Raw genomic sequence first — 21,608 nt, forward strand, 5'->3', positions numbered from 1 at the left:
GTTTTTCTAAAGCGAAAGGCCGACGAAATATCGTTTGAGGCAAGGCATGCGCGCGAGTACCGTTGTCGCATCGGATCGGATTCGTCACGGCTGCTTCGCGGCGGTCGATGCGATCAACATAGTTCAACTATATCCATGAGGCAATCCGGACGCCGCGCGGCGTCCGGCGGAACCTGAGAGGACCATCGTCATGAGCGGCCCGCGCGCGTCGCGCGTCTTCTACGGCTGGTATGTGGTGGCGGCCGCGTTCGCCGTCACGTTCGTCGGCTTCGGCAGTGCGTACACGTTCAGCGCGTTCGTCGAAGCGCTGCAGCGGGATTTCGCCGCATCGCGCGGGCAGATCTCGCTCGTGTTCTCGCTGGCCGGCTTCCTGTATTTCGGCTTCGGCATCGTCAGCGGCCCGCTTGCCGATCGTTTCGGCTCACGGCGGCTCGCCGTCACCGGCATGTTGCTGACGGCGGCGGGTCTCGCGGCGGCCGGCGCCGCGCATACGCTGCTGCAGGTCTATGTCGCGTACGGGCTCGGTGTCGGCCTCGGCGTCGGCTGCGCGTATGTGCCGGCCGTCGGCGCCGTGCAGCGCTGGTTCGTGCGGCGGCGCGGCTTCGCGTCGGGGCTCGCGGTCGCGGGGATCGGCGTCGGCACGCTCGTGATGCCGCCGCTCGCCGCCGCGCTGATCGCGCACGTCGGCTGGCGCGGCGCCTATTTCACGCTTGCGGCGCTCGCCGTCGCGATCGGCGCCGGGATGTCGCTGCTGATCGAGAACGACCCGCGCGGGCGCGGGCTGTTGCCGGACGGGGAGGCCGTGCATCCGGCCGCCGGCGGAGGCTTGCCGGAAGCGGGCGGGCACACGGCAGGGGCCCCGGACTCCGTGAACGCTGCTGATCGCGCGCGGGCTGCCGCAGCGGCGCCCACCGGCGCGACGCTGCGCGAGGCCGTCACGTCGCGACCGTTCGCGAGCCTCTACGCGGCGTGCCTCGTGTGCTCGTTCGGCGTCTTCGTGCCGTTCGTGCACCTCGTGCCGTATGCGCTCGATCATGGCGTCGCATCGTCGACGGCCGTGCTGCTGCTCGGCGCGATCGGCGTCGGCAGCACGGCTGGGCGCTTCTTTCTCGGTGGCCTCGCCGACCGCTTCGGCCGCCGCGCATCGCTGCTCGCGATGTTCGCGGGCATGGCCGTCGCGCTCGTCGCGTGGGCCGGCGCCGGCAGCGTCGCGACGCTGGCCACGTTCGCACTCGTGTTCGGCGTGTTCTACGGCGGCTGGGTCGCCGTCCTGCCCGCCGTCGTGATGGACTACTTCGGCGGCCGCAACGTGAGCGCGATCATCGGCGTGCTGTACACGAGCATCGCGTTCGGCACGCTGATCGGGCCGGCTGCGGCCGGTTTCATCTACGACGCGGGTGGCGGTTATCTCGTGCCGATCCTGGCCAGCGCGGCCGCCAATGCGATCGCGTTCGCGATCGTCGCCACCACCGGCCGCGCGCAGATGGCCGTGCGCGCGGCCGGCCGCTAGACGCGCGTCGCCCGCTGCGAGGCACGGCGCCTTCCAGCTAGGCGCGATCTACGATTTCCGCTACGGTGGCCGGATCTCGATCATCGACGGCTGGAGGCGCATCGTGACATTCGACGAAGTGCGGCAGATCGCGCTCGCATGGCGCGGCGTCGAGGAGGGGGCGTCGTACGGCACGCCCGCACTCAAGGTGAAGGGCAAGATGCTCGCTCGCCTGCGCGAGGACGGCGATACGCTCGTCGTGAAGGGCGTCGGCCCCGACGAGCGCGCGTGGCTGATCGAAGCGGAACCCGACGTGTATTACCTGACCGACCACTATGCGGGCTGGCCGATCGTGCTGGTGCGCCTGTCGGCCGCGCATCCCGACGCCGTGAGAAACCTGCTTCTGCGCGAATGGCGCGCGATCGTGCCGGCCAAATGGCGCGACGCAGGGCCGGACGACGCCAACTGAGCCGCGCCGGCGCCGCACGCGATCCGCTTCGACGGAACGTGTTCACCATGATGCCGAGCGGGCACGCGCCGTCATCACTTGCCCGATCCGGTTGCCCGCAGGCGGACGCCGAACCGGATCATGCGTTGCATCGGTTCGCATCGATGCAACAAGTGGATCCATCGAAATTCTTCAATTGGTTCTTAGTGAAGAACCGTTTGATGCTTACACTCCTTCGCTTCGAAGGCGGCTGACCGACAGCCGACGGAAAGGGCGCACGCGATGCGCCGGCACCTCGTGCGCCGCATCGCACCCGCGGCTTCGCAGACTGCGTCGCGCACCGACCGGAACAGGCTCGACCCGGCTTCCTGCCCGTATGCGCGCATGCGCGGCGGGCTGCCGGGTTCAACAACGACAACTCCCCGCCGCCTTCACGCGACACCCGGTCATACCAGAACCGTTTTTTGGAGAGAGACACATGAGTGGAAGCAAGACAGGCCTCGGCACGGGTCTGAAGCAGCGGCACGTGACGATGATGTCGATTGCCGGCGTCATCGGCGCGGGCTTGTTCGTCGGCTCCGGCCACGCAATCGCGGAAGCCGGCCCGGCTTCGATCCTCGCGTATGCGATCGCGGGCGTCCTGGTCGTGCTGGTGATGCGCATGCTCGGCGAGATGGCCGTCGCGCATCCGGACAGCGGTTCGTTCTCGACCTATGCCGATCGCGCGATCGGTCACTGGGCGGGCTTCTCCATCGGCTGGCTGTACTGGTGGTTCTGGGTGCTCGTGATCCCGATCGAGGCAACCGCTGCGGCTACCATCCTCAATGCGTGGTTCCCCGGCGTCGCGACCTGGATCTTCGCGCTCGGCATCACGCTGCTGCTGACGATCACCAACCTCTTCTCGGTCAAGAACTACGGCGAATTCGAATTCTGGTTCGCGCTGATCAAGGTTGTCGCGATCGTCGTGTTCCTGTGCATCGGCGGTGCGGCAATCGTCGGCATCGTGCCCGCGCCGGCCGTATCGGGCGTGTCGAACCTCTTCGCGCACCAGGGCTTCATGCCGAACGGCGCCGGCGCGGTGCTCGCGGCGATGCTGACGACGATGTTCTCGTTCCTCGGTACCGAGATCGTGACGATCGCGGCCGCCGAGTCGGACAACCCGCAACGCCAGATCGTGCGTGCGACCAATTCCGTCATCTGGCGTATCACGCTGTTCTATCTCGGCTCGATCCTCGTCGTCGCGGCGATCGTGCCGTGGAACGATCCGCTGCTGCCGAAGCACGGCTCGTATCAGCGTGCGATGGAGCTGATCGGCATTCCGAACGCGAAGGCAATCATCGACGTGATCGTGCTCGTGTCGGTCGCGAGCTGCCTGAATTCCGCGCTGTACACCGCATCGCGGATGCTGTTCTCGCTGTCCAAGCGCAAGGACGCACCTGCGTTCCTGCACAGCACCGATTCGACCGGTACGCCGCGTGCGGCCGTGCTGGCATCGACCGCATTCGGTTTCCTGACCGTGATCGCGAACTACCTGATGCCGGAGCAGGTGTTCGGCTTCCTGTTGGCGACGTCGGGTGCGATCGCGCTGCTCGTGTATCTCGTGATCGCGATCTCGCAGCTGCGGATGCGCAAGACGCTCGAATCGGGCGGCGCCGACCTGACGCTGCGGATGTGGCTGTTCCCGTGGCTCACGTGGGCGGTGATCCTGTTCATCTGCGGCACGCTGACCGTGATGTTCGTCAGCGAGGAACACCGGATGGAAGTCGGTGCGACGGCCGTGCTCGCGCTGCTCGTGCTGTTTGCGTCTTGGCTGAACAAGCGCGGTCGCGATGCGCGAGCGGGGGCGGGGCGGCGGGTGTCGGCGATGTGATGAAGTGACGATGCGGCAGCGGGCCTGAGCGTTCGCTGTCGGTTGGCGGAGAGGTTCCCGTCGTAACAAATGGCCTGATCGGCAAAAGCCGGTCCGGCCATTTGTCTTTCAGAACAAGCGGATGCCGTTTCCCGTGTCGACATGGATTTTTCGGCGACAGCGGCGGTATCGACATTTGTGGTCAAAAATCGAACTTGTCTGATTTCATTGGCGGCAGTGACTTAATACATTGATCACTTCGATAACCGGGGTGAATCGATGGGCGAATCGATTTGGAATCCTTTGTTATACGGCTGGATTCAGAAACCAGGCCGTAGGTTCGTTACCGAATACGGGGCGCATCTTCCCGTGTTCACCCTATCGAGCCCAGAGCGATGAGCGGGCGGCCGATACCCCATGTACGCGCTGCATTTCATGCACGCGACGGTTTTCCCTTGGGGGGCACGTATTTTCCTGCGGCCGGTGCCACTTGTTTACCGGTACTCATTTGCCCTGCAACGGGCCTTCGCCAGTCCTTTTATTTTCCATTCGCGGATTGGCTGCGCGCAACGGGATATTCGGTATTCGTATTCGATTATCGGGGGATGGGGGCGTCGCTCGACGTGCGTCACGTTCGCCAGTCGCGTGCCCGCAAACAAGACTGGGGGCAGCTTGACATGCCCGCAGCGCTTGACTGGCTTCTTCGAGAAACCGGCGCGAGCGAAGCGCATCTGATCGGTCATAGTGCCGGCGCACAACTGGTCGGACTGATGCCGAATCACGCGTCGGTACGCTCGCTGTGTGCGATATCCGCTTCATCCGGATACGTCGGCAACATCCGGTGGCCGAATCGAATTGCCGCATTGTCGCTGGCAAATGTCTACGTCCCGGTTACCGCACGTCTGCTCGGCTATGTGCCTGCCCGGGTGCTCGGCTGGGGCGACGATCTGCCTGCACGCGTCGGGCTTCAGTGGGCCCGATGGTGTCGCCGCCCCGGATACGTAGCGAACGAGTTCGGGGTCGGCATTGCGCGTCATTACTACAACGAATTCTCCGCTCCCGTCACCGTAGTCGCAGCGACTGACGATCCGCTCGCGACGCCGGCCAATATCGAAGACTGGCTGCGATGGTTGCCGCGAGCCAGATGTCACGTCCATTTCATCAGCCCGGAAAAATGCGATGGCCGCGCAATCGGTCACGTCGGCATGTTCCGCCGCCAGCATGCGTCGCTGTGGCCGGAACTCACCAGAGGATTGCTGAGTTGACGCTCAGGCCCGCTTGCGTCCTCAAATCAGGAGACCACGATGGACGATTCAATCGACATGAAGATGCGCTTCAAAGCAGTCAGAAACGAAGCGAGGGAGACGCGCGCGTCGCTTTACCATCTCACCAATCGATGCAATTTGCGCTGCAAGGGGTGCTGGTTCTTCGAAAACGAATTCGACGTCGCGTCGGATGAGTTGAACGATACGTTGCATCTCGAGGCACGCGTGAAGGATGAGGCGGCGCGCGGGATCAACGCGCCATTGCTGATAGGCGGCGAGCCCGCGCTTTATCTGGACCGGATAAGCGTGTTCAGGAAATACATGCCGAAGGTGTCCGTTTCGACAAACGGGCTTCGACGAATTCCTTACGAGGGTTTCGAAGATGTCACCATTGCGGTCTCGGTGTTCGGTGGCGGCCCGCTCGATGACGAACTACGCGCGATCGGCCCGAACGGAAAGCGTTTCACTGGCTTGTTCGACAAGGCGTTGGCTAATTATCGCGACGACGAACGGGCAGGTTTCGTCTTTGCCGTGTCGATCGATGGAATGGCTTATATCGAAGAAACGGTGCGCAGGATCCGGGATAACGGAAATCGACTGCTGTTCAATTACTACAGTCCATACGATGTTGCCGGGCCGCTTCGCCGACGTGGTGAGGAGCAACTCCTGAACGTATTGCTCGAATTGAAGGCCAAATACCCTGAAACCGTGGCGAGCCATCCGTACTACCTGGCAGCACTCATGCGTGGGGAAACCGCCTGGGGAACATTCGGCTATGCCAGTTGCCCGAGTGTCAGCGAAGGTCATCCGCAGAATGCGGAACGGTTTGCCTCGGGGTGGCCCGCGTTGCCGAAATTCAACGCGTATCGCGCAGACCTGCATACGCTGGCGCGCTGCTGTACTTCAGGAGAATGCGCGAAGTGTCGCGACAGCCAGGCCGTGATGTCGTGGTTGCTCGTTAACGCCAAGCATGTGCTGCAGGAAGCCGATGGACTTAGGACATGGACGGAGGTCGCGGAGAGCTATTTCAGTCAGTTCGTCTGGTCAAGTTACCATCCGCGCAACCGCGTTGGGCGCACGTCGGATTGCACGGTGCAGTAATGCGATGCAGTTGCCGGAATCGAAAATCAAAAAGCCCGCAAAATGCGGGCTTTGTGCATGGGTATCGGAGCGAGGTTCAGACGTTGAACAGAAAGTTCATCACATCCCCGTCGTGCACGACGTATTCCTTCCCTTCCGCACGCATCTTCCCGGCTTCCTTCGCACCTTGTTCGCCCTTGTACGCGACGAAGTCGTCGAATGCGATCGTCTGCGCGCGAATGAAGCCGCGCTCGAAGTCCGTATGAATCACGCCGGCCGCTTGCGGCGCCGTGTCGCCGATGTGGATCGTCCACGCGCGCACTTCCTTCACGCCCGCGGTGAAGTAGGTCTGCAGGCCGAGCAGCTTGAAGCCCGCGCGGATCACGCGGTCGAGGCCCGGCTCTTCCATGCCCATGTCGGCGAGGAACGCTTCCTTGTCCGCATCGTCGAGATCGGCGATTTCCGCCTCGATCGCCGCGCACACCGCGACCACCGGCGAGTTCTCGCTTTCCGCGTACTTGCGCACCGCTTCGAGGTGCGGGTTGTTCTCGAAGCCGTCGTCCTTCACGTTCGCGACGTACATCGCCGGCTTCGCGGTGATCAGGCAGAACGGCTTGAGCAGCGCCTGCTCGTCGTCCGACAGATCGAGGCCGCGCACGGCCTTGCCCTGGTCGAGGTGCGCGCGCACCTTCTCGAGCACCGCGGCGAGCTTCACCGCTTCCTTGTCGTTGCCGGACTTCGCGGCCTTCGAGTAGCGCGTGAGCGCCTTCTCGACGGTGCCGAGGTCGGCGAGCGCGAGTTCGGTGTTGATCACTTCGATGTCGTCGATCGGGCTGACCTTGCCGGCGACGTGGATGACGTTGTCGTCCTCGAAGCAGCGCACGACGTGCGTGATCGCATCGGTTTCGCGGATGTTCGCGAGGAACTGGTTGCCGAGGCCTTCACCCTTGCTCGCGCCCGCGACGAGGCCCGCGATGTCGACGAATTCGACGACGGCCGGCACGATGCGCTCGGGGTTGATGATCTCGGCGAGCGCCTTCAGGCGCGTGTCAGGCACTTCGACGATGCCGACGTTCGGCTCGATCGTGCAGAACGGGTAGTTCTCGGCGGCGATGCCGGCCTTGGTCAGCGCATTGAACAGGGTGGACTTGCCGACGTTGGGCAAGCCGACGATGCCGCATTTGAGACTCATGGAATCCTTCGGACGGGTGGAGCGGCGCGGCCGGACAAGGCACGGCGGCGCGGGAAAATAGGGACGGCCGGCGCGCGGGGCGCGGCGGGCCGACGTTCAAAGGCGCTATTGTACCGTGCCGACGCCCCGGTTTCCGGCCTTCACCCGAACGCCCGATGCGACGGGCCGCCGCGCTGCCGGACCCGCCTGCGATTCTGCTGATTTCCCGCAAAGTCCGGCCGCGTAAGGGATTGGCCCCACGGCTATAATGCCCGCCATGACTGCCCACCACACCTTCGACGTCGCCGTGGTCGGCGGCGGGCTCGTCGGCAAGACGGCCGCGCTCGCACTGACCCAGTCCGGCTACAAGACCGCCTTGCTCGCCCAGCCGGCCACGCCGCGCCCCGCCGATCTCGCGTTCGACACCCGCATCTACGCGCTGTCGTCCAGCTCGCAGGCATTGCTGGAGCGGCTGCGGGTCTGGCAGGCGCTGGACCATGGCCGGCTCGCGCCGGTGTACGACATGCGCGTGTACGGCGACGCGCACGCGGAGCTGCATTTCTCCGCGTACCAGGCCTCCGTGCCGCAACTGGCCTGGATCGCCGAATCGTCGCTGATCGAGACGTCGCTGGACGCGGCGCTGCGGTTCCAGCCGAACCTCACGTGGTTCGACGCGCGTGCACAGGGCTTCGACGTGCGCGACGACGCGGCCGTGCTGACGCTGTCGTCGGGCAAGGTGCTCGAAGCGGACCTCGTGGTCGGCGCGGACGGCGCGCATTCGTGGGTGCGTTCTCAAATGGGGGCCAGGGTCGAGCGGCGCGATTACCGGCAGACGGGCGTCGTCGCGAACTTCAAGGCGTCGCTGCCGCACCGCGAGACGGCCTGTCAGTGGTTTCACGAAGGCGAGATCATTGCGTTGCTGCCGCTGCCGGACGGTCACGTGTCGCTCGTATGGTCCGCGCACACCGCGCATGCGGACGAACTGCTCGCGCTCGATCCCGCGCAGCTCGCGGCGGAAGTCGAGCGCGTGTCGCACGGCCAGGTCGGCACGCTGGAATGCGTGACGCCGGCGGCCGGCTTCCCGCTCGCGCTGCAGACCGTCGACAAGCTGATCGCCCCGCGCGTCGCGCTCGTCGGCGATGCCGCGCACCTGATCCATCCGCTCGCGGGGCAGGGGATGAACCTCGGGCTGCGCGACGTCGCGGCACTCGCCGATGCGATCGCGAACAAGGAGAGCTTCCGCAACCTCGGCGATACGGTGCTGCTGCGCCGCTACGAGCGCTCGCGCCGCGAGGACATCCGCGCACTGATGGTCGCGACCGACGGGCTGCAGCGGCTGTTCGCGGTTCCGGGCTCGTTCGCGAAGGCGGTCCGCAACGCGGGCATGGCGTTCGTCGGCGCGCAACCGCTCGTGAAGCGCTGGCTCGTGTCGGCCGCGCTTGGCTGAGCGAACCTTCGCGCCCTCGGCCTGTCGGACTGGGCTCCGTTACGGCGTACACTGTGACGTGCACTCCGATTGAGCTGAAGGAACGACAGGATGAAAAAAACGATCCGCATCGCATCGCTGGCGCTGGCCGTCACGATGGCGACGCTCGGCTGTACCGCGCAGGCCGACCAGACCACCGACAAGCTGAAAGCCACGCTGCAAGCGCGTCTCGGCAACGACGCGCCGATCAAGAGCGTGTCGAAGTCGCCCGTCGCGGGCCTGTACGAAGTGAACCTCGGCACGCAGATCATCTATAGCGATGCAGCCGGCGACTACGTGCTGCTCGGCGATCTCGTCGACACCAAGACGCACAAGAACCTGACCGACGCGCGCCTGTCCGACCTCAACAAGATCGACTTCGCGAGCCTGCCGCTCGCCAACGCGATCAAGGTCGTCAAAGGTAACGGCGCCCGCAAGATCGCGGTGTTCTCCGATCCGAACTGTCCGTACTGCAAGCGCCTCGAGACGACGCTGCAGTCGGTCGACAACGTGACCGTCTACACGTTCCTGTACCCGGTGCTGTCGCCCGATTCGACCACGAAGTCGAAGGCGATCTGGTGCGCGACCGACCGCGCGAAATCCTGGGAGGGCTGGATGCTCGACCATCGCGTGCCGACCGGCGCCGGCGCCTGCGATACGACCGCGCTCGACAAGAACCTCGCGCTGGGCCGCGGGATGAACGTCACCGGCACGCCGACGATCTTCCTGCCCGACGGCCGCCGCCTGCCGGGCGCGGTGTCGGCCGACCAGCTGAACCAGGCGCTCGCGTCGAGCAAGTAACCGGCGACACGCCGGGCCGCACGGCCCGGCCAGCGAGGGGCGCCCGCGATCTCTGCCGGCGCCTCTCTTCGTTTCCGCCGCCGTATTCCGTCTGATTCCCCGTCCGATTTTCGACCGATTGCCACGATGACCCAGCCGATCCGCTATTCGATTGCCCCGAAAGATCTTGCCGCGCACCTGTTCGAAGTGACGGTGACGGTCACCGATCCCGATCCCGAAGGCCAGCGCTTCTCGCTGCCGGTATGGATTCCGGGCAGCTACCTCGTGCGCGAGTTCGCGCGCAACATCGTGACGCTCGCCGCGTTCAACGACGCGGGCCGCAAGGTACGGATCGCGAAAACCGACAAGAACACGTGGCAGGCCGCGCCGGTGAACGGCGCGCTGACGTTGCGCTATGACGTGTACGCATGGGACCTGTCGGTCCGCTCCGCGTATCTCGACGACTCGGGCGGCTTCTTCAACGCCACGGCCGTGTTCCTGAGCGCCGCCGGCCGCGAGGATGCGCCATGCGAGGTCGACATCGCGAAACCGGCGGGCCCGGCGTTTCGCACGTGGCGGGTCGGCACGTCGTTGCCCGAGGCACGCGGGACCAGGCGCTACGGGTTCGGCGCGTATCGCGCAGCGAACTACGACGAGCTCGCCGACCATCCGGTGACGATCGGCGAATTCGCGCTGGCGACGTTCGACGCGCACGGTGTGCCGCACGACATCGTGATCGCCGGGCGTGTGACGCAGCTCGACATGGAGCGGCTGCGCACCGACCTGAAGCGCGTGTGCGAAGCGCAGATCGCGCTGTTCGAACCGAAATCGAAACAGGCGCCGATGGACCGCTACGTGTTCATGACGCTCGCGGTCAGCGACGGCTACGGCGGCCTCGAGCACCGTGCGTCGACCGCGCTGATCTGCAACCGCACCGACCTGCCGGTGAAGGGCCGGCCGGAAACGACGGAAGGCTATCGCACGTACCTCGGCCTTTGCAGCCACGAGTATTTCCATACGTGGAACGTGAAGCGCATCAAGCCGGCGGCGTTCGTGCCGTACGACCTCGCGCGCGAAAACTACACGTCGCTGCTGTGGCTGTTCGAAGGCTTCACGTCGTATTACGACGACCTGATGCTGGTGCGCAGCGGGCTGATGTCGCAGGACGAATATTTCGCGGCGCTCGGCCGTACCGTCGGCGGCGTGCTGCGCGGTACGGGGCGCCTGAAGCAGAGCGTCGCGGACAGCTCGTTCGACGCGTGGATCAAGTACTACCGTCAGGACGAGAACGCGACCAACGCGATCGTCAGCTATTACACGAAGGGTTCGCTCGTCGCGCTTGCGTTCGATCTCGCGATCCGCGCGCAGACGCGCAACCGCAAGTCGCTCGACGACGTGATGCGTCTGCTGTGGCAACGCTACGGCCGCGAGTTCTATCGAGGCAAGCAGGCGGGTGTCGAAGAAAACGAGGTCGAGACGCTGATCGAGGAAGCGACGGGCGTCGCGCTCGGCCGGCTGTTCGCGGACGCCGTGCACGGCACGCGCGACCTGCCGCTCGCCGACCTGCTGGCGCCGTTCGGCGTGACGCTCACGCCGGAGGTTGCAGCGGGTGCGACCGCGAAGCCGACCATCGGCGCGCGGCTGCGCGGCGGCGTGGACTGCACGCTGGCGGCGGTCTACGAAGGCGGCGGCGCGCATCGCGCGGGGCTGTCGGCGGGCGACACGCTGATCGCGCTCGACGGGCTGCGCGTCACCGGCACGAACCTCGACATGCTGCTCGCGCGTTACCGGCCGGGCGACAAGGTCGAGGTGCACGTATTCCGCCGCGACGAGCTGCGGACCGCGAAACTGAAACTGGACGGGCCGGAAATCGCGCGCTACCGGCTCGCGGCCGCCGCGAAACCGGCTGCCGCGCAGAAGGCCCGCGAAGCCTGGCTGAAGGGCTGAGCATGCACGGGCGGGTTTCGGGGCGCGATCATGGATTGTTCTGTTGCTGCAACAATCCGTCGCCCTGAACCCGCTTTTTCGCGGCCATGCGGCCACGCACAATGGCGTCACTCGCGCTACCGAAGCGCAACCAAACCGGAGCCTGACATGACGACCATTCTGCAAATCAATTCCGCGGCGCGCTCGCAAGGTGCGCAATCCACGCTGCTGGCCAACGAACTGACGGCAAAGCTGCAACAATCGAACCCCGGTTCGAAGGTCGTGGTTCGCGACCTGCTGGCCGACGCGCTGCCGCACCTCGACGAATCGGTGCTCGGCGCATTCTTCACGCCGGCCGACCAGCGCAGCGCGGAACAGAATGCGATCGTCGCGAAGAGCGATGCGCTGATCGCCGAACTGCAAGCCGCCGACATCGTCGTGATCGGCGCACCGATGTACAACTTCGGCGTGTCGTCGCAACTGAAGACGTATTTCGACTGGATCGCCCGCGCAGGCGTCACGTTCCGCTACACCGAGAACGGTCCGGAAGGCCTGATCAAGGGCAAGAAGGTTCACGTGGTGACGGCGCGCGGCGGCAAGTACCTGGGTACGCCGAACGACAGCCAGACGCCGTACCTGCGCTCGTTCCTCGGCTTCATCGGCCTGACCGACGTGAACTTCATCCACGCTGAAGGCCTGAACCTCGGGCCGGATGCGCAGAGCGCCGCGCTCGCCAGCGCACGCGAAGCGATCGCTGCCGTCTGAGGCCGACGCGGGTGCGCCGCACCCGCTGCGTCCGACGGATGAAAAAAACGCCGCGTCCCGAAAGGGGCGCGGCGTTTTTGCTTGATGCGGACGAAGGCGAAACGTGAAGCGCTAACCGCGCAACGCGGTTACGCAAGCGTTTCGGCCACCTCCGGCAGGCGCCAGTCGATCGGCTCGCGCCCAGCGTCGACCAGATAGTCGTTCGCGAGCGCGAAGTGGCGGCAACCGAGGAAACCGCGGTGAGCGGACAGCGGCGACGGATGCGGCGCCTCGAGCACGCAGTGCGCGCTCGCATCGAACAGCGCGCGCTTGGCCTGCGCATGCGCGCCCCACAGCATGAACACGAGGCCGCGATGGCGGTTGGCGAGTTCGCGGATCAGCGTGTCCGTGCATTGCTCCCAGCCGCGCTTCGCGTGGCTCGCGGCCGCACCGCGCTCGACCGTCAGCACGGTGTTGAGCAGCAGCACGCCCTGGCGCGCCCAGGTATCGAGGCAGCCGTGACGCGGCGTGTCGTGGCCGAAATTCGCGGCGATCTCCTTGAAGATGTTGCGCAGCGACGGCGGCGTGCGCACGGCCGGCGGCACCGAGAACGCGAGGCCGTGCGCCTGCGGCGTGCCGCGGTCGTCGCCGTGGTACGGGTCCTGGCCGAGGATCACGATCTTCACGTCGTCCGGGCTCGTCAGGCGCAGCGCGCGGAACACGTCGGTCGGGTAGACCGTCTTGCCGGCCGCGCGTTCGTCGTCGACGAAGCGGCACAGCGGCGCATACGCGTCGCTGTCGGTGAAGGGTTTCAGCACGTCGCGCCAGACGGCCGGCAGCGCGTCGAATTGCGCGGCGAGGTGCGGGACATCCGCGACAACAGGGGCGGCGGGAGTGCCGGGAGCGTCGGCGGCAGCGGGCTGCGGCGCGGCGGAAACCGGCGCGGCGGCCGCGGCCTTCTTTGCGGGCTTGCGCCCGGCTGCGGCCGGCGCAGGCGCCGGGGCGGGAACATCGTCCTGCGCCGTTTCCGGCACGGGATCATCGAACAGCGACGCCTGCTGCGGCGTGCGGAAAGTCTTGCGGGTTGCCATGCGTGATGCGGGTTTATTGCGCGCGCAGCCGGTAGCCGCGTTGCGCCTTGCTGATGTTTTCGGGGGCGAGGCCCGGCAGCGCCTGCTGCAGTTCGGCGGCGAGTGTCGCGAGCGCCGCTTCCGGGCCGTCGATCAGTTCGAGTTCGATTTCGCTGATCGGTTCGCGGCGCGTATCGTGTTCCGCCTGGACGACGATCTCGCCGACGTCCACCGCGGCCTCGACGGTTGCGCCGCCGATTGCGATGCGCCACAGCGTACGCGAAAAATCCGTCCGGAACAGCGCGTGCAGCGCGGGCGCCGCATCGCGCAGCGCGCCGGCAGCCTCCGGCACGTCGCACGCGGTGACCAGCGCGTCGATTTCGAGCGCATCGCCGGCGACCGGCAATTCCCATTCATGGCGGCGATGCAGGCCGGCTTCGGCGCTGCCGACGGTCTTGAAGGTCTGCAGCCAGCCGTGCGGCGTGCGGCGCACGCGCACCGCGCTCTTCGAACGAGCCAGCGCGAGGTCGGGCGTGTCGTAGTAGACGTTCGCCAGCGCGATCACGTTACCGGTTTCGCCGGTCAGCGTCTCGAAAAAGCGCCGCGCCGCATCGGCCTGGCCGGCCGGCAGTGCGAGCTTGATTTCCTTTTCGATCGCCATCAGAAGAACATCCGCGCCAGTTCCTCGCCCGGCTGGTCGGCGCGCATGAACGCTTCGCCGACGAGGAACGCGTTCACGTTCGCCGCGCGCATCGTGTCGACGTCGGTGCGCGACAGGATGCCCGACTCGGTCACGACCATGCGATCCGGCGGAATCATGTCGAGCATGTCGAGCGTGGTCTGGATCGTCGTCTCGAACGTGCGCAGGTTGCGGTTGTTGATGCCGAGCAGCGGCGTCTTCAGCGTCAGCGCCTGTTCCATCTCGTCGCGGTCGTGAACTTCGACCAGCACCGCGAGGCCGAGCGAGTGCGCGTATGCCTCGAGGTCCTGCATCAGCGGCGTGTCGAGCGCGGCCGCGATCAGCAGGATCGCGTCGGCGCCCATCGCGCGCGCCTCGAGGATCTGGTACGCGTCGACGATGAAGTCCTTGCGCAGCACCGGCAGCGTGCACGCCGCACGCGCTTCCTCGAGATAGCGGACGCTGCCCTGGAAGAATTGCTCGTCGGTCAGCACCGACAGGCACGCCGCGCCGTGGGCCGCATACGAGCGCGCGATGTCGGCCGGCACGAAATGCTCGCGCAGCACGCCCTTCGACGGGCTCGCCTTCTTCACTTCGGCGATTACCGCCGCCTGGCCCGCTGCCTGCTTCGCGCGCAGTGCGCCGACGAAGTCGCGCAGGTCGCGCGCCGATGCGTCCAGTTTCAGTGCCTCGAGCGGCGTGCTGCGCATGGCCGCCGCGACTTCTTCGCGCTTGACGGCGATGATTCGGTCGAGAATGTCGCTCATGTGGGTTCCTGCTTGATTCGTAAAGGGAGTCAGCGCTTGAACTGCTGCGTGAAGCGCACGAGTTCGTCGACCTTCGCGCGTGCCTTGCCGCTCGCGATCGCTTCGCGGGCGAGCTGGATGCCGTCGGCGATCGATTCGGCGATATTGGCTGCATAGAGCGCGGTGCCCGCGTTCAGCGTGACGATCTCGCGTGCGACACCCGGCTGGTTGTCCAGCGCGCCGAGCAGCATCGTGCGCGATTCCTCGGCATTTTCCACCTTCAGCGTGCGGTTCGATACCATCTGCAGGCCGAAGTCCTCCGGATGGATCTCGTATTCGTGCACCTTGCCGTCGCGCAATTCGCCGACGAGCGTCGCGGCGCCCAGCGATACTTCATCCATCCCGTCCTTGCCGTACACGACCAGCACGTGCTGCGCGCCGAGGCGCTGCATCACGCGCACCTGGATGCCGACGAGGTCGGGGTGGAACACGCCCATCAGCTGGTTCGGCGCGCCGGCCGGATTGGTCAGCGGGCCGAGAATGTTGAAGATCGTCCGCACGCCGAGCTCGCGGCGCACGGCCGCGATGTTCTTCATCGCCGGATGATGGTTCGGCGCGAACATGAAGCCCATGCCGGTTTCGGCGATCGATGCGGCAACCTGGTCGGGCTGCAGGTCGATGTTCACGCCGAGCGCCTCGAGCACGTCGGCGCTGCCGGACTTGCTCGACACGCCGCGGTTGCCGTGCTTCGCGACCTTCGCGCCGGCCGCCGCCGTGATGAACATCGACGCGGTCGAGATGTTGAACGTGTGTGCACCGTCGCCGCCCGTGCCGACGATGTCGACGAAGTTCGAGTTGTCCTGCACTTCGACGTGGTTCGCGAATTCGCGCATCACGGTCGCGGCGGCGGCGATCTCGCCGATCGTCTCCTTCTTCACGCGCAGCCCGGTGATGATCGCGGCCGCCATCACGGGCGACATGTCGCCGCGCATGATGAGCCGCATCAGGTGCAGCATTTCGTCGTGGAAGATCTCGCGGTGCTCGATCGTGCGTTGCAGCGCTTCCTGCGGGGTAATCGTCATCGTGCGTCTCCCGTCAGGCTGCCGGCGCGGCCGCGCGGGCCGTTGCGCGGTTCTGCTTCAGGAAATTCTCGAGCAGCGCGTGGCCGTGCTCGGAGAGGATCGATTCCGGGTGGAACTGCACGCCTTCGACCGGCAGCGTCTTGTGACGCACGCCCATGATCTCGCCGTCGTCGGTCCACGCGGACACCTCGAGGCAGTCGGGCAGCGATTCGCGTTCGATCGCGAGCGAATGGTAGCGCGTGACGTCGAAATGCTTCGGCAGGTCGGCGAACACGCCGCGGCAGTCGGTTTCGATCCGGCTCACCTTGCCGTGCATGATGGTCTTCGCGCGCACGACGCGGCCGCCGAACGCTTCGCCGATCGCCTGATGGCCGAGGCAGACGCCGAGGATCGGCTTCTTGCCCGCGAATTCGCGCAGCACGTCGAGCGTGATGCCCGCGTGCTGCGGGTTGCTCGGGCCGGGCGACAGGCAGATGGCGTCGGGGTTCAGGCGCGCGATGTCGTCGAGCGTGATTTCGTCGTTGCGATAGGTGTGCACGTCCTCGCCCAGTTCGCCGAAGTACTGGACCAGGTTGTAGGTGAACGAGTCGTAGTTGTCGATCATGAGCAGCATGGTCAGTCTCCGGTCAGAAGTCGCTATCGAGGCCGTCCTGGACCTGTTCGGCCGCACGCAGCACCGCGCGCGCCTTGTTCTCGGTCTCTTGCCATTCGGATTCGGGCACCGAGTCCGCGACGACGCCGGCTGCCGCTTGCACATACAGGTTGCCGTTGTGGATCAGGCCCGTGCGGATCGCGATCGCGAGATCCATCTCGCCCGAGAACGACAGGTAGCCGACGGCGCCGCCGTACAGCCCGCGCTTGATCGGCTCGAGCTCGTCGATCAGTTCCATCGCGCGCACCTTCGGCGCGCCGGACAGCGTGCCGGCCGGGAACGTCGCGCGCAGCACGTCGTAGTTCGTCATGCCGGGCTTCAGCTTGCCTTCGACCGAGCTGACGATGTGCTGCACGTGCGAGTACTTCTCGATCACCATCTTGTCGGTCACCTGCACCGAGCCGATTTCCGCGATGCGGCCGACGTCGTTGCGCGCGAGGTCGATCAGCATCACGTGCTCGGCGATTTCCTTCGGATCGTTCAGCAGTTCGGTCGCGAGTTCCGCATCGCGCTCGGGCGTATTGCCGCGCGGACGCGTGCCGGCGAGCGGACGGATCGTGACGATCTGGTCTTCGCCGCGCTTTTCCTGGCGCACCAGGATTTCCGGCGATGCGCCGACCACGTGGAAATCGCCGAAGTTGTAGTAGTACATGTACGGCGACGGATTCAGCGAACGCAGCGCGCGATACAGCGACAGCGGATTGTCGCGATACGGCTTCGTCAGACGCTGGCCGACCTGGATCTGCATCAGTTCGCCGGCCGCGATGTATTCCTTCGCCTGGCGCACGGCGGCCAGATAGTCTTCCTTCTTGAACTCGCGGAACGTCTCGGTGCGCACACTCGCCGACGTGACGGGCGGCTGCACGGTCGTGCGCAGGCGCTGCTTCAGCTCGCGCAGGCGCTGCTTGGCCTTCGTATAGGCTTCCGGCTGGGCCGGGTCCGCATAGATGATCAGATAGAGCTTGCCGGCGAGGTTGTCGATCACCGCGACTTCTTCGGTGAGCAGCAGCTGGATGTCGGGCAGGCCGAGATCGTCGCGCGGCGCGGTGTTCGCGAGTTTCTTCTCGATGTAGCGCACCGCGTCGTAACCGAAATAGCCGGCGAGGCCGCCGCAGAAGCGCGGCAGGCCCGGGCGCTGCGCCACCTTGAAGCGCGCCTGGAACGACTCGATGAATTCGAACGGGTCGCCGTCGTGCGTCTCGACGACCTGGCCGTCGCGCACCACTTCGGACACGCCGTTGCGGGTGCGCACCAGCGTGCGGGCGGGCAGGCCGATGAACGAATAGCGGCCGAAGCGTTCGCCGCCGACCACCGACTCGAGCAGGAACGAGTTGGCGCCCGCGCGTTCAGGCTGGGCCAGCTTCAGGTAGAGGGACAGCGGCGTTTCGAGGTCGGCGAGCGCTTCCGCGATCAGCGGGATGCGGTTGTAGCCTTCGTTCGCAAGCGATTGGAATTCGAGTTCGGTCATGTTCCGGTCCTGTTCGGGACGAGCGGCGGAGTGCGCCAGGGATCACTTGACGCTACGCGGGCTGCCGTCGGCGAAAGGGCGGTCGATCGAGAAGTGCCTGTTGCCGGCCGGCACGCCGGGCGTGAACGTCGCGAGCCTGCGGCCGGTCCTGAACGCAAGCGTTCGGACGCGGTAGAACTCGAGGTGGTGCGACGATCGGCGCGCGGCTGCGCAGCGAGATAAAAAACGGCGCTGAAGACGTGCCTCAGCGTACCTCATCGAAGAGGTTAGCGCGACCAGCGACGCCAGGGCCAGGCTCCCCGGTCGATGCTGCTCAGACTCCGTTTTTTATTCAGAAACATGCGGATGGAAGAAATAATCAGAGGGTTGGCCGGCCGGCGTTGTGCGCGGTGATCGCGCGGGCCGCGACCAGCAACGAATCGACTATACCATCCGAATTTATCGTTTGTATAGCTTTGCCGTGGTTGTAGCCGTATGGCACCGTCAGCGTCGCCATCCCGGCCGCGCGGCCCGCCAGCGCGTCGTTTTCCGAGTCGCCGATCGCGACCGCCGCGTCCGGCGCGACGCCGAGCGCTTCGCACGCCGTCAGCATCGGCAGCGGATCGGGCTTCTTGCGCGCGACGCTGTCGCCGCCGAGCACGATGCCGAAGCGATCGATCAGCCCGTATTGCTCGAGCAGCTCGACCGCGAAGCGGTGCGGCTTGTTCGTCACGCATGCGAGCCGGATGCCGGCCGTGCGCAACGCATCGAGGCCGGTTGCGACGTCCGGATAGAGACGCGTGTGGCGGCCGTTGATCTTCGCGTACTCGGTCTGGTAGATCGCGAGCGCGTCGTCGAAGCGCGCGTGCGCTTCGTCGCGCGTGAAGCGCGGCTTCAGCACGCTCTGGATCAGATGCTCGGAGCCCTTGCCGACGTAGCCGATCACCTCGTCGCGCGACGTGGCCGGCGCGCCGAGCTGCGCGAGCATTCCGTTCAGCCCGGCCGTGAAATCGTCGGCCGTGTCGACCATCGTGCCGTCGAGGTCGATCAGCGCCGCGTCGATGCGCGGCGTCGCGAAACGGACCGTGCCGTCGGCTGCGGCCCCGGCCAGCGAGGAATCGGCCACGGCGTCAGCTCCGCGCGACGGTGGCGAGCGCGGCACGCATCTCGTCGATCACCGTGCGGTAATCGGGCTTGCCGAAGATCGCCGAACCCGCGACGAAGGTGTCCGCGCCGGCCGCCGCGATTTCCGCGATGTTGTCGGCCTTCACGCCGCCGTCGACCTCGAGCAGGATCTCGCGGCCGGTGCGCTCGGTGTACGCGTCGATGCGGGCGCGCGCTTCGCGCAGCTTGTTCAGCGTTTCCGGAATGAACGACTGGCCGCCGAAGCCCGGGTTCACCGACATCAGCAGCACGAAGTCGAGGCGATCCATCACGTGATCGAGATAGTTCAGCGGCGTCGCCGGGTTGAACACGAGGCCGGCCTTGCAGCCGTGATCGCGGATCAGCGACAGCGTACGGTCGATGTGGTCCGAGCCTTCCGGGTGGAAGCTGATCAGGTTCGCGCCGGCTTTCGCGAAATCGGGCACGATCCGGTCGACCGGGCGCACCATCAGGTGCACGTCGATCGGCACCTGCACGTGCGGGCGGATCGCCTCGCAGACGAGCGGGCCGATCGTGAGGTTCGGCACATAATGGTTGTCCATCACGTCGAAGTGAATCCAGTCGGCGCCGGCGGCGACCACGTTGCGGACTTCTTCGCCGAGCCGTGCAAAGTCGGCCGACAGGATGCTGGGAGCGATGCGGAATTGAGTCATGACAGGGGAGCGGGGACGCTGCGGCGCAAAACCGCCATTCTACCGTCCGGCGACCCGGTGCGCGGCGACGGGCCGTGCGGTTGCGGCCCGATTCCGCATAGAATGCCGAACCAGTGCGGCGCGCCCGCGGCCCTGCCGCTCGAGTGGGCGCGGGCGGTTACCTACAGCGGAAACATCATGAGTCAGTATCAGTTCACCGTTTCGGTGAAAACCAGCTACTTGCCGGAACAATCCGACCCCGATCGGCGTCAATACGCATTCGCGTACACGCTGACCATCCGCAATACCGGGCAGGTCGCGGCCCAGCTGATCGCGCGTCACTGGATCATCACGGACAGCGAAAACCACGTGCAGGAAGTGAAGGGGCTCGGCGTCGTCGGGCACCAGCCGCTGCTGCAGCCGGGCGAACAGTTCGAATACACGAGCTGGGCCGTGATCGCGACGCCGGTCGGCACGATGCGCGGCGCGTACTTTTGCGTGGCGGAGGACGGCGAGCGGTTCGACGCGCCGGTCGACGAGTTTGCGCTGCACATGCCGCGCACGCTGCATTGAGCGTGCGGGGCTGGTCAGCGCGGCTGGCGGTCGTTGCCGCGGGCGTGCTTCTTCCTGCCCGACGACGTCCACACGACGATGAAGACCAGCAGGGCAAGCGCTACGAAGGCTTCGAGCGCGAAGATGAGCATCGGATATTGGTCGAGAAAATCTGACATGGCGGTTTCCATCAAGAACGGACATTGTATGTGGTTTGGGCCGCGGGCGGCCGGCTGGGTTGCGGCGGTCGCAGCGGCAGCGCTGCTTGCCGCGTGCGGCGGCGCGCCGACGCGCACGTCGACGCTCAAGCCGCCGACCGGTGCGGCGATCGTGCCGGGGCAGGTCGCCGCGAAGCGGCTGACGCCGGTCGCATGGCAACAGGTGCCGGGGTGGCAGGACGATTCGCTGATCGGCGCGACGGCCGCGCTGCGGCAGAACTGCGCGCGGCTTGCGCGGCAGCCGGCGTGGCAGCGCGCCTGCGCGGCCGCCGATCGCCTCGACGAACTCGACGTCAGCAGCGCGCGTACCTTCTTCGAAACGTATTTCACGCCGTTTCAGCTGGCGAACACCGACGGCACGCTCGACGGGCTCGTGACCGGCTATTACGAGCCGCTGCTGCATGGCTCCCGCGTGCGTCGCGGTCCTTACCAGTACGCGCTGTACCGCTGGCCGGCCGGCTATCGTGCCGGTGCCGCGCTGCCCGCTCGCGCGCAGCTCGAGCGCGCCGGCATCCTGAACGGCAACGAACTCGTGTGGGTCGACGATCCGATCGAGGCGTTCTTCCTGCAGGTGCAGGGCTCGGGACGCGTGCTGCTCGACGACGGTTCGGTGATGCGGGTGGGTTTCGGCGGCACCAACAACCAGCCGTATCGCTCGATCGGCAAGTGGCTGCTCGATCGCGGCGAGCTGACGCCCGCCCAGGCGACGATGCAGGGCATCAAGGCGTGGGCGAAGGCGAACCCGACGCGCGTGGATGCGTTGCTCGACACGAATCCGCGATTCGTGTTTTTCCGCGACATGCCGACGAAGGAAGATGCACCGCACGGCGGCGCGGACGGCCCGATCGGTGCGCTCGGCGTGCCGCTCACGGCGGAGCGTTCGATCGCGGTCGATCCGTCGTCGATCCCGCTCGGCACGCCGGTGTTCCTGCAGACCACGCGTCCGCTGACCAATACGCCGATGAACCGGCTCGTGTTCGCGCAGGACACGGGTTCCGCGATCAAGGGCGGCGTGCGGGCCGACTATTTCTGGGGGCTCGGCGACGACGCCGGCGACCAGGCCGGACGGATGAAGCAGATCGGCCGGATGTGGCTGCTGTTCCCGAATTCGTGATCCGCGGTGACGCCGGCACGCACGTGTAGCCGGCG

At 66.2% G+C, this 21,608-nt stretch carries 20 protein-coding genes; 11 read left to right on the forward strand and 9 right to left on the reverse strand.

The genetic code is table 11. The features are described from left to right. The first annotated feature begins 190 nt into the window (after positions 1-190). The 5 genes from DIE12_RS24180 to DIE12_RS24205 all read left to right on the forward strand — a co-directional run bounded on the left by DIE12_RS24180 (position 191) and on the right by DIE12_RS24205 (position 6,152). On the forward strand, positions 191-1,510 hold the full coding sequence (locus DIE12_RS24180) for an MFS transporter (protein ID WP_124522183.1): 1,320 nt from the start codon (positions 191-193) through the stop codon (positions 1,508-1,510). A gap of 103 nt (positions 1,511-1,613) precedes the next feature. Further along, positions 1,614-1,958 carry an MmcQ/YjbR family DNA-binding protein gene (locus DIE12_RS24185; protein ID WP_124522181.1) on the forward strand — a complete coding sequence of 115 codons (345 nt, stop codon included), beginning with the start codon at positions 1,614-1,616 and terminating at the stop codon, positions 1,956-1,958. Positions 1,959-2,415: 457 nt separating this feature from the next. Beyond that, positions 2,416-3,807 (forward strand): GABA permease, encoded by a 1,392-nt coding sequence (gabP, locus tag DIE12_RS24195; RefSeq protein WP_124487902.1) that lies wholly within the window; start codon positions 2,416-2,418, stop codon positions 3,805-3,807. A 374-nt stretch (positions 3,808-4,181) separates the two neighbouring features. Further along, complete coding sequence (locus DIE12_RS24200; RefSeq protein WP_124522177.1) at positions 4,182-5,051, forward strand: alpha/beta fold hydrolase; 870 nt, start codon at positions 4,182-4,184, stop codon at positions 5,049-5,051. A 39-nt stretch (positions 5,052-5,090) separates the two neighbouring features. After that, positions 5,091-6,152: a radical SAM protein gene (locus DIE12_RS24205; protein ID WP_124522278.1), complete on the forward strand. Its 1,062-nt coding sequence runs from the start codon at positions 5,091-5,093 to the stop codon at positions 6,150-6,152. A 76-nt stretch (positions 6,153-6,228) separates the two neighbouring features. On the opposite strand, the gene ychF is transcribed toward DIE12_RS24205, so the two are convergent. Further along, the gene (gene ychF, locus DIE12_RS24210) at positions 6,229-7,323 is read right to left on the reverse strand and encodes a redox-regulated ATPase YchF (RefSeq protein WP_059532716.1); all 1,095 of its coding nucleotides are present in this window, start codon (positions 7,321-7,323) and stop codon (positions 6,229-6,231) included. 247 nt (positions 7,324-7,570) lie between these two features. Here ychF and DIE12_RS24215 point away from each other — a divergent pair, with 247 nt between their 5' ends. The 4 genes from DIE12_RS24215 (at position 7,571) to DIE12_RS24230 (ending at position 12,238) form a co-directional block, all read left to right on the forward strand. Beyond that, complete coding sequence (locus DIE12_RS24215; RefSeq protein ID WP_124487905.1) at positions 7,571-8,749, forward strand: UbiH/UbiF family hydroxylase; 1,179 nt, start codon at positions 7,571-7,573, stop codon at positions 8,747-8,749. A gap of 90 nt (positions 8,750-8,839) precedes the next feature. After that, positions 8,840-9,568 carry a DsbC family protein gene (locus DIE12_RS24220; RefSeq protein ID WP_044845883.1) on the forward strand — a complete coding sequence of 243 codons (729 nt, stop codon included), beginning with the start codon at positions 8,840-8,842 and terminating at the stop codon, positions 9,566-9,568. A 126-nt stretch (positions 9,569-9,694) separates the two neighbouring features. Further along, positions 9,695-11,494 (forward strand): M61 family metallopeptidase, encoded by a 1,800-nt coding sequence (locus tag DIE12_RS24225; RefSeq protein ID WP_124522173.1) that lies wholly within the window; start codon positions 9,695-9,697, stop codon positions 11,492-11,494. Positions 11,495-11,641: 147 nt separating this feature from the next. Then, a complete protein-coding gene (locus DIE12_RS24230) occupies positions 11,642-12,238 on the forward strand; it encodes an FMN-dependent NADH-azoreductase (protein ID WP_124487907.1) in 597 nt (198 codons plus the stop codon). A 128-nt stretch (positions 12,239-12,366) separates the two neighbouring features. Here DIE12_RS24230 and DIE12_RS24235 read toward each other — a convergent pair whose 3' ends face one another. The 8 genes from DIE12_RS24235 to rpe all read right to left on the reverse strand — a co-directional run bounded on the left by DIE12_RS24235 (position 12,367) and on the right by rpe (position 19,710). Next, a complete protein-coding gene (locus DIE12_RS24235) occupies positions 12,367-13,308 on the reverse strand; it encodes a uracil-DNA glycosylase (RefSeq protein ID WP_124487908.1) in 942 nt (313 codons plus the stop codon). 13 nt (positions 13,309-13,321) lie between these two features. Continuing rightward, positions 13,322-13,948: a CYTH domain-containing protein gene (locus DIE12_RS24240; RefSeq protein WP_044845879.1), complete on the reverse strand. Its 627-nt coding sequence runs from the start codon at positions 13,946-13,948 to the stop codon at positions 13,322-13,324. Continuing rightward, positions 13,948-14,733 carry an indole-3-glycerol phosphate synthase TrpC gene (trpC, locus tag DIE12_RS24245; RefSeq protein ID WP_044845878.1) on the reverse strand — a complete coding sequence of 262 codons (786 nt, stop codon included), beginning with the start codon at positions 14,731-14,733 and terminating at the stop codon, positions 13,948-13,950. Before trpC ends, DIE12_RS24240 begins: the two co-directional genes overlap by 1 nt. A 29-nt stretch (positions 14,734-14,762) precedes the next feature. Beyond that, complete coding sequence (gene trpD, locus DIE12_RS24250; RefSeq protein WP_039318793.1) at positions 14,763-15,794, reverse strand: anthranilate phosphoribosyltransferase; 1,032 nt, start codon at positions 15,792-15,794, stop codon at positions 14,763-14,765. Between the two features lie 13 nt (positions 15,795-15,807). After that, positions 15,808-16,407: an aminodeoxychorismate/anthranilate synthase component II gene (locus DIE12_RS24255; protein WP_124522171.1), complete on the reverse strand. Its 600-nt coding sequence runs from the start codon at positions 16,405-16,407 to the stop codon at positions 15,808-15,810. 13 nt (positions 16,408-16,420) lie between these two features. Further along, positions 16,421-17,914, reverse strand: a complete 1,494-nt coding sequence (gene trpE, locus DIE12_RS24260) for an anthranilate synthase component I (protein WP_059449739.1) — start codon at positions 17,912-17,914, stop codon at positions 16,421-16,423. A gap of 358 nt (positions 17,915-18,272) precedes the next feature. Further along, positions 18,273-19,019 carry a phosphoglycolate phosphatase gene (locus DIE12_RS24265; protein WP_124487911.1) on the reverse strand — a complete coding sequence of 249 codons (747 nt, stop codon included), beginning with the start codon at positions 19,017-19,019 and terminating at the stop codon, positions 18,273-18,275. A 4-nt stretch (positions 19,020-19,023) separates the two neighbouring features. Beyond that, positions 19,024-19,710, reverse strand: a complete 687-nt coding sequence (rpe, locus tag DIE12_RS24270; RefSeq protein WP_044845875.1) for a ribulose-phosphate 3-epimerase — start codon at positions 19,708-19,710, stop codon at positions 19,024-19,026. Between the two features lie 177 nt (positions 19,711-19,887). Between rpe and apaG the strand changes: the two genes are divergently transcribed. Together apaG and DIE12_RS24280 are read left to right on the forward strand one after the other, a co-directional pair. Beyond that, complete coding sequence (gene apaG, locus DIE12_RS24275; RefSeq protein ID WP_057924835.1) at positions 19,888-20,262, forward strand: Co2+/Mg2+ efflux protein ApaG; 375 nt, start codon at positions 19,888-19,890, stop codon at positions 20,260-20,262. Positions 20,263-20,340: 78 nt separating this feature from the next. After that, positions 20,341-21,573 carry a murein transglycosylase A gene (locus DIE12_RS24280; RefSeq protein WP_124522169.1) on the forward strand — a complete coding sequence of 411 codons (1,233 nt, stop codon included), beginning with the start codon at positions 20,341-20,343 and terminating at the stop codon, positions 21,571-21,573. The last annotated feature ends 35 nt before the right edge of the window (positions 21,574-21,608 follow it).

Source organism: Burkholderia sp. Bp9015 (assembly GCF_003853505.1).
Lineage (GTDB): Bacteria > Pseudomonadota > Gammaproteobacteria > Burkholderiales > Burkholderiaceae > Burkholderia.

What these genes read in the sequence shown, in the direction of transcription:
- DIE12_RS24180 (WP_124522183.1), top strand. Translation starts at nt 191, where the DNA reads ATGAGCGGCCCGCGCGCGTCGCGCGTCTTCTACGGCTGGTATGTGGTG.
- gabP (WP_124487902.1), top strand. Translation starts at nt 2,416, where the DNA reads ATGAGTGGAAGCAAGACAGGCCTCGGCACGGGTCTGAAGCAGCGGCAC.
- DIE12_RS24200 (WP_124522177.1), top strand. Translation starts at nt 4,182, where the DNA reads ATGAGCGGGCGGCCGATACCCCATGTACGCGCTGCATTTCATGCACGC.
- DIE12_RS24205 (WP_124522278.1), top strand. Translation starts at nt 5,091, where the DNA reads ATGGACGATTCAATCGACATGAAGATGCGCTTCAAAGCAGTCAGAAAC.
- ychF (WP_059532716.1), bottom strand. Translation starts at nt 7,323, where the DNA reads ATGAGTCTCAAATGCGGCATCGTCGGCTTGCCCAACGTCGGCAAGTCC.
- DIE12_RS24215 (WP_124487905.1), top strand. Translation starts at nt 7,571, where the DNA reads ATGCCCGCCATGACTGCCCACCACACCTTCGACGTCGCCGTGGTCGGC.
- DIE12_RS24220 (WP_044845883.1), top strand. Translation starts at nt 8,840, where the DNA reads ATGAAAAAAACGATCCGCATCGCATCGCTGGCGCTGGCCGTCACGATG.
- DIE12_RS24225 (WP_124522173.1), top strand. Translation starts at nt 9,695, where the DNA reads ATGACCCAGCCGATCCGCTATTCGATTGCCCCGAAAGATCTTGCCGCG.
- DIE12_RS24230 (WP_124487907.1), top strand. Translation starts at nt 11,642, where the DNA reads ATGACGACCATTCTGCAAATCAATTCCGCGGCGCGCTCGCAAGGTGCG.
- DIE12_RS24235 (WP_124487908.1), bottom strand. Translation starts at nt 13,308, where the DNA reads ATGGCAACCCGCAAGACTTTCCGCACGCCGCAGCAGGCGTCGCTGTTC.
- DIE12_RS24240 (WP_044845879.1), bottom strand. Translation starts at nt 13,948, where the DNA reads ATGGCGATCGAAAAGGAAATCAAGCTCGCACTGCCGGCCGGCCAGGCC.
- trpC (WP_044845878.1), bottom strand. Translation starts at nt 14,733, where the DNA reads ATGAGCGACATTCTCGACCGAATCATCGCCGTCAAGCGCGAAGAAGTC.
- trpD (WP_039318793.1), bottom strand. Translation starts at nt 15,794, where the DNA reads ATGACGATTACCCCGCAGGAAGCGCTGCAACGCACGATCGAGCACCGC.
- DIE12_RS24255 (WP_124522171.1), bottom strand. Translation starts at nt 16,407, where the DNA reads ATGCTGCTCATGATCGACAACTACGACTCGTTCACCTACAACCTGGTC.
- trpE (WP_059449739.1), bottom strand. Translation starts at nt 17,914, where the DNA reads ATGACCGAACTCGAATTCCAATCGCTTGCGAACGAAGGCTACAACCGC.
- rpe (WP_044845875.1), bottom strand. Translation starts at nt 19,710, where the DNA reads ATGACTCAATTCCGCATCGCTCCCAGCATCCTGTCGGCCGACTTTGCA.
- apaG (WP_057924835.1), top strand. Translation starts at nt 19,888, where the DNA reads ATGAGTCAGTATCAGTTCACCGTTTCGGTGAAAACCAGCTACTTGCCG.
- DIE12_RS24280 (WP_124522169.1), top strand. Translation starts at nt 20,341, where the DNA reads ATGAAGACCAGCAGGGCAAGCGCTACGAAGGCTTCGAGCGCGAAGATG.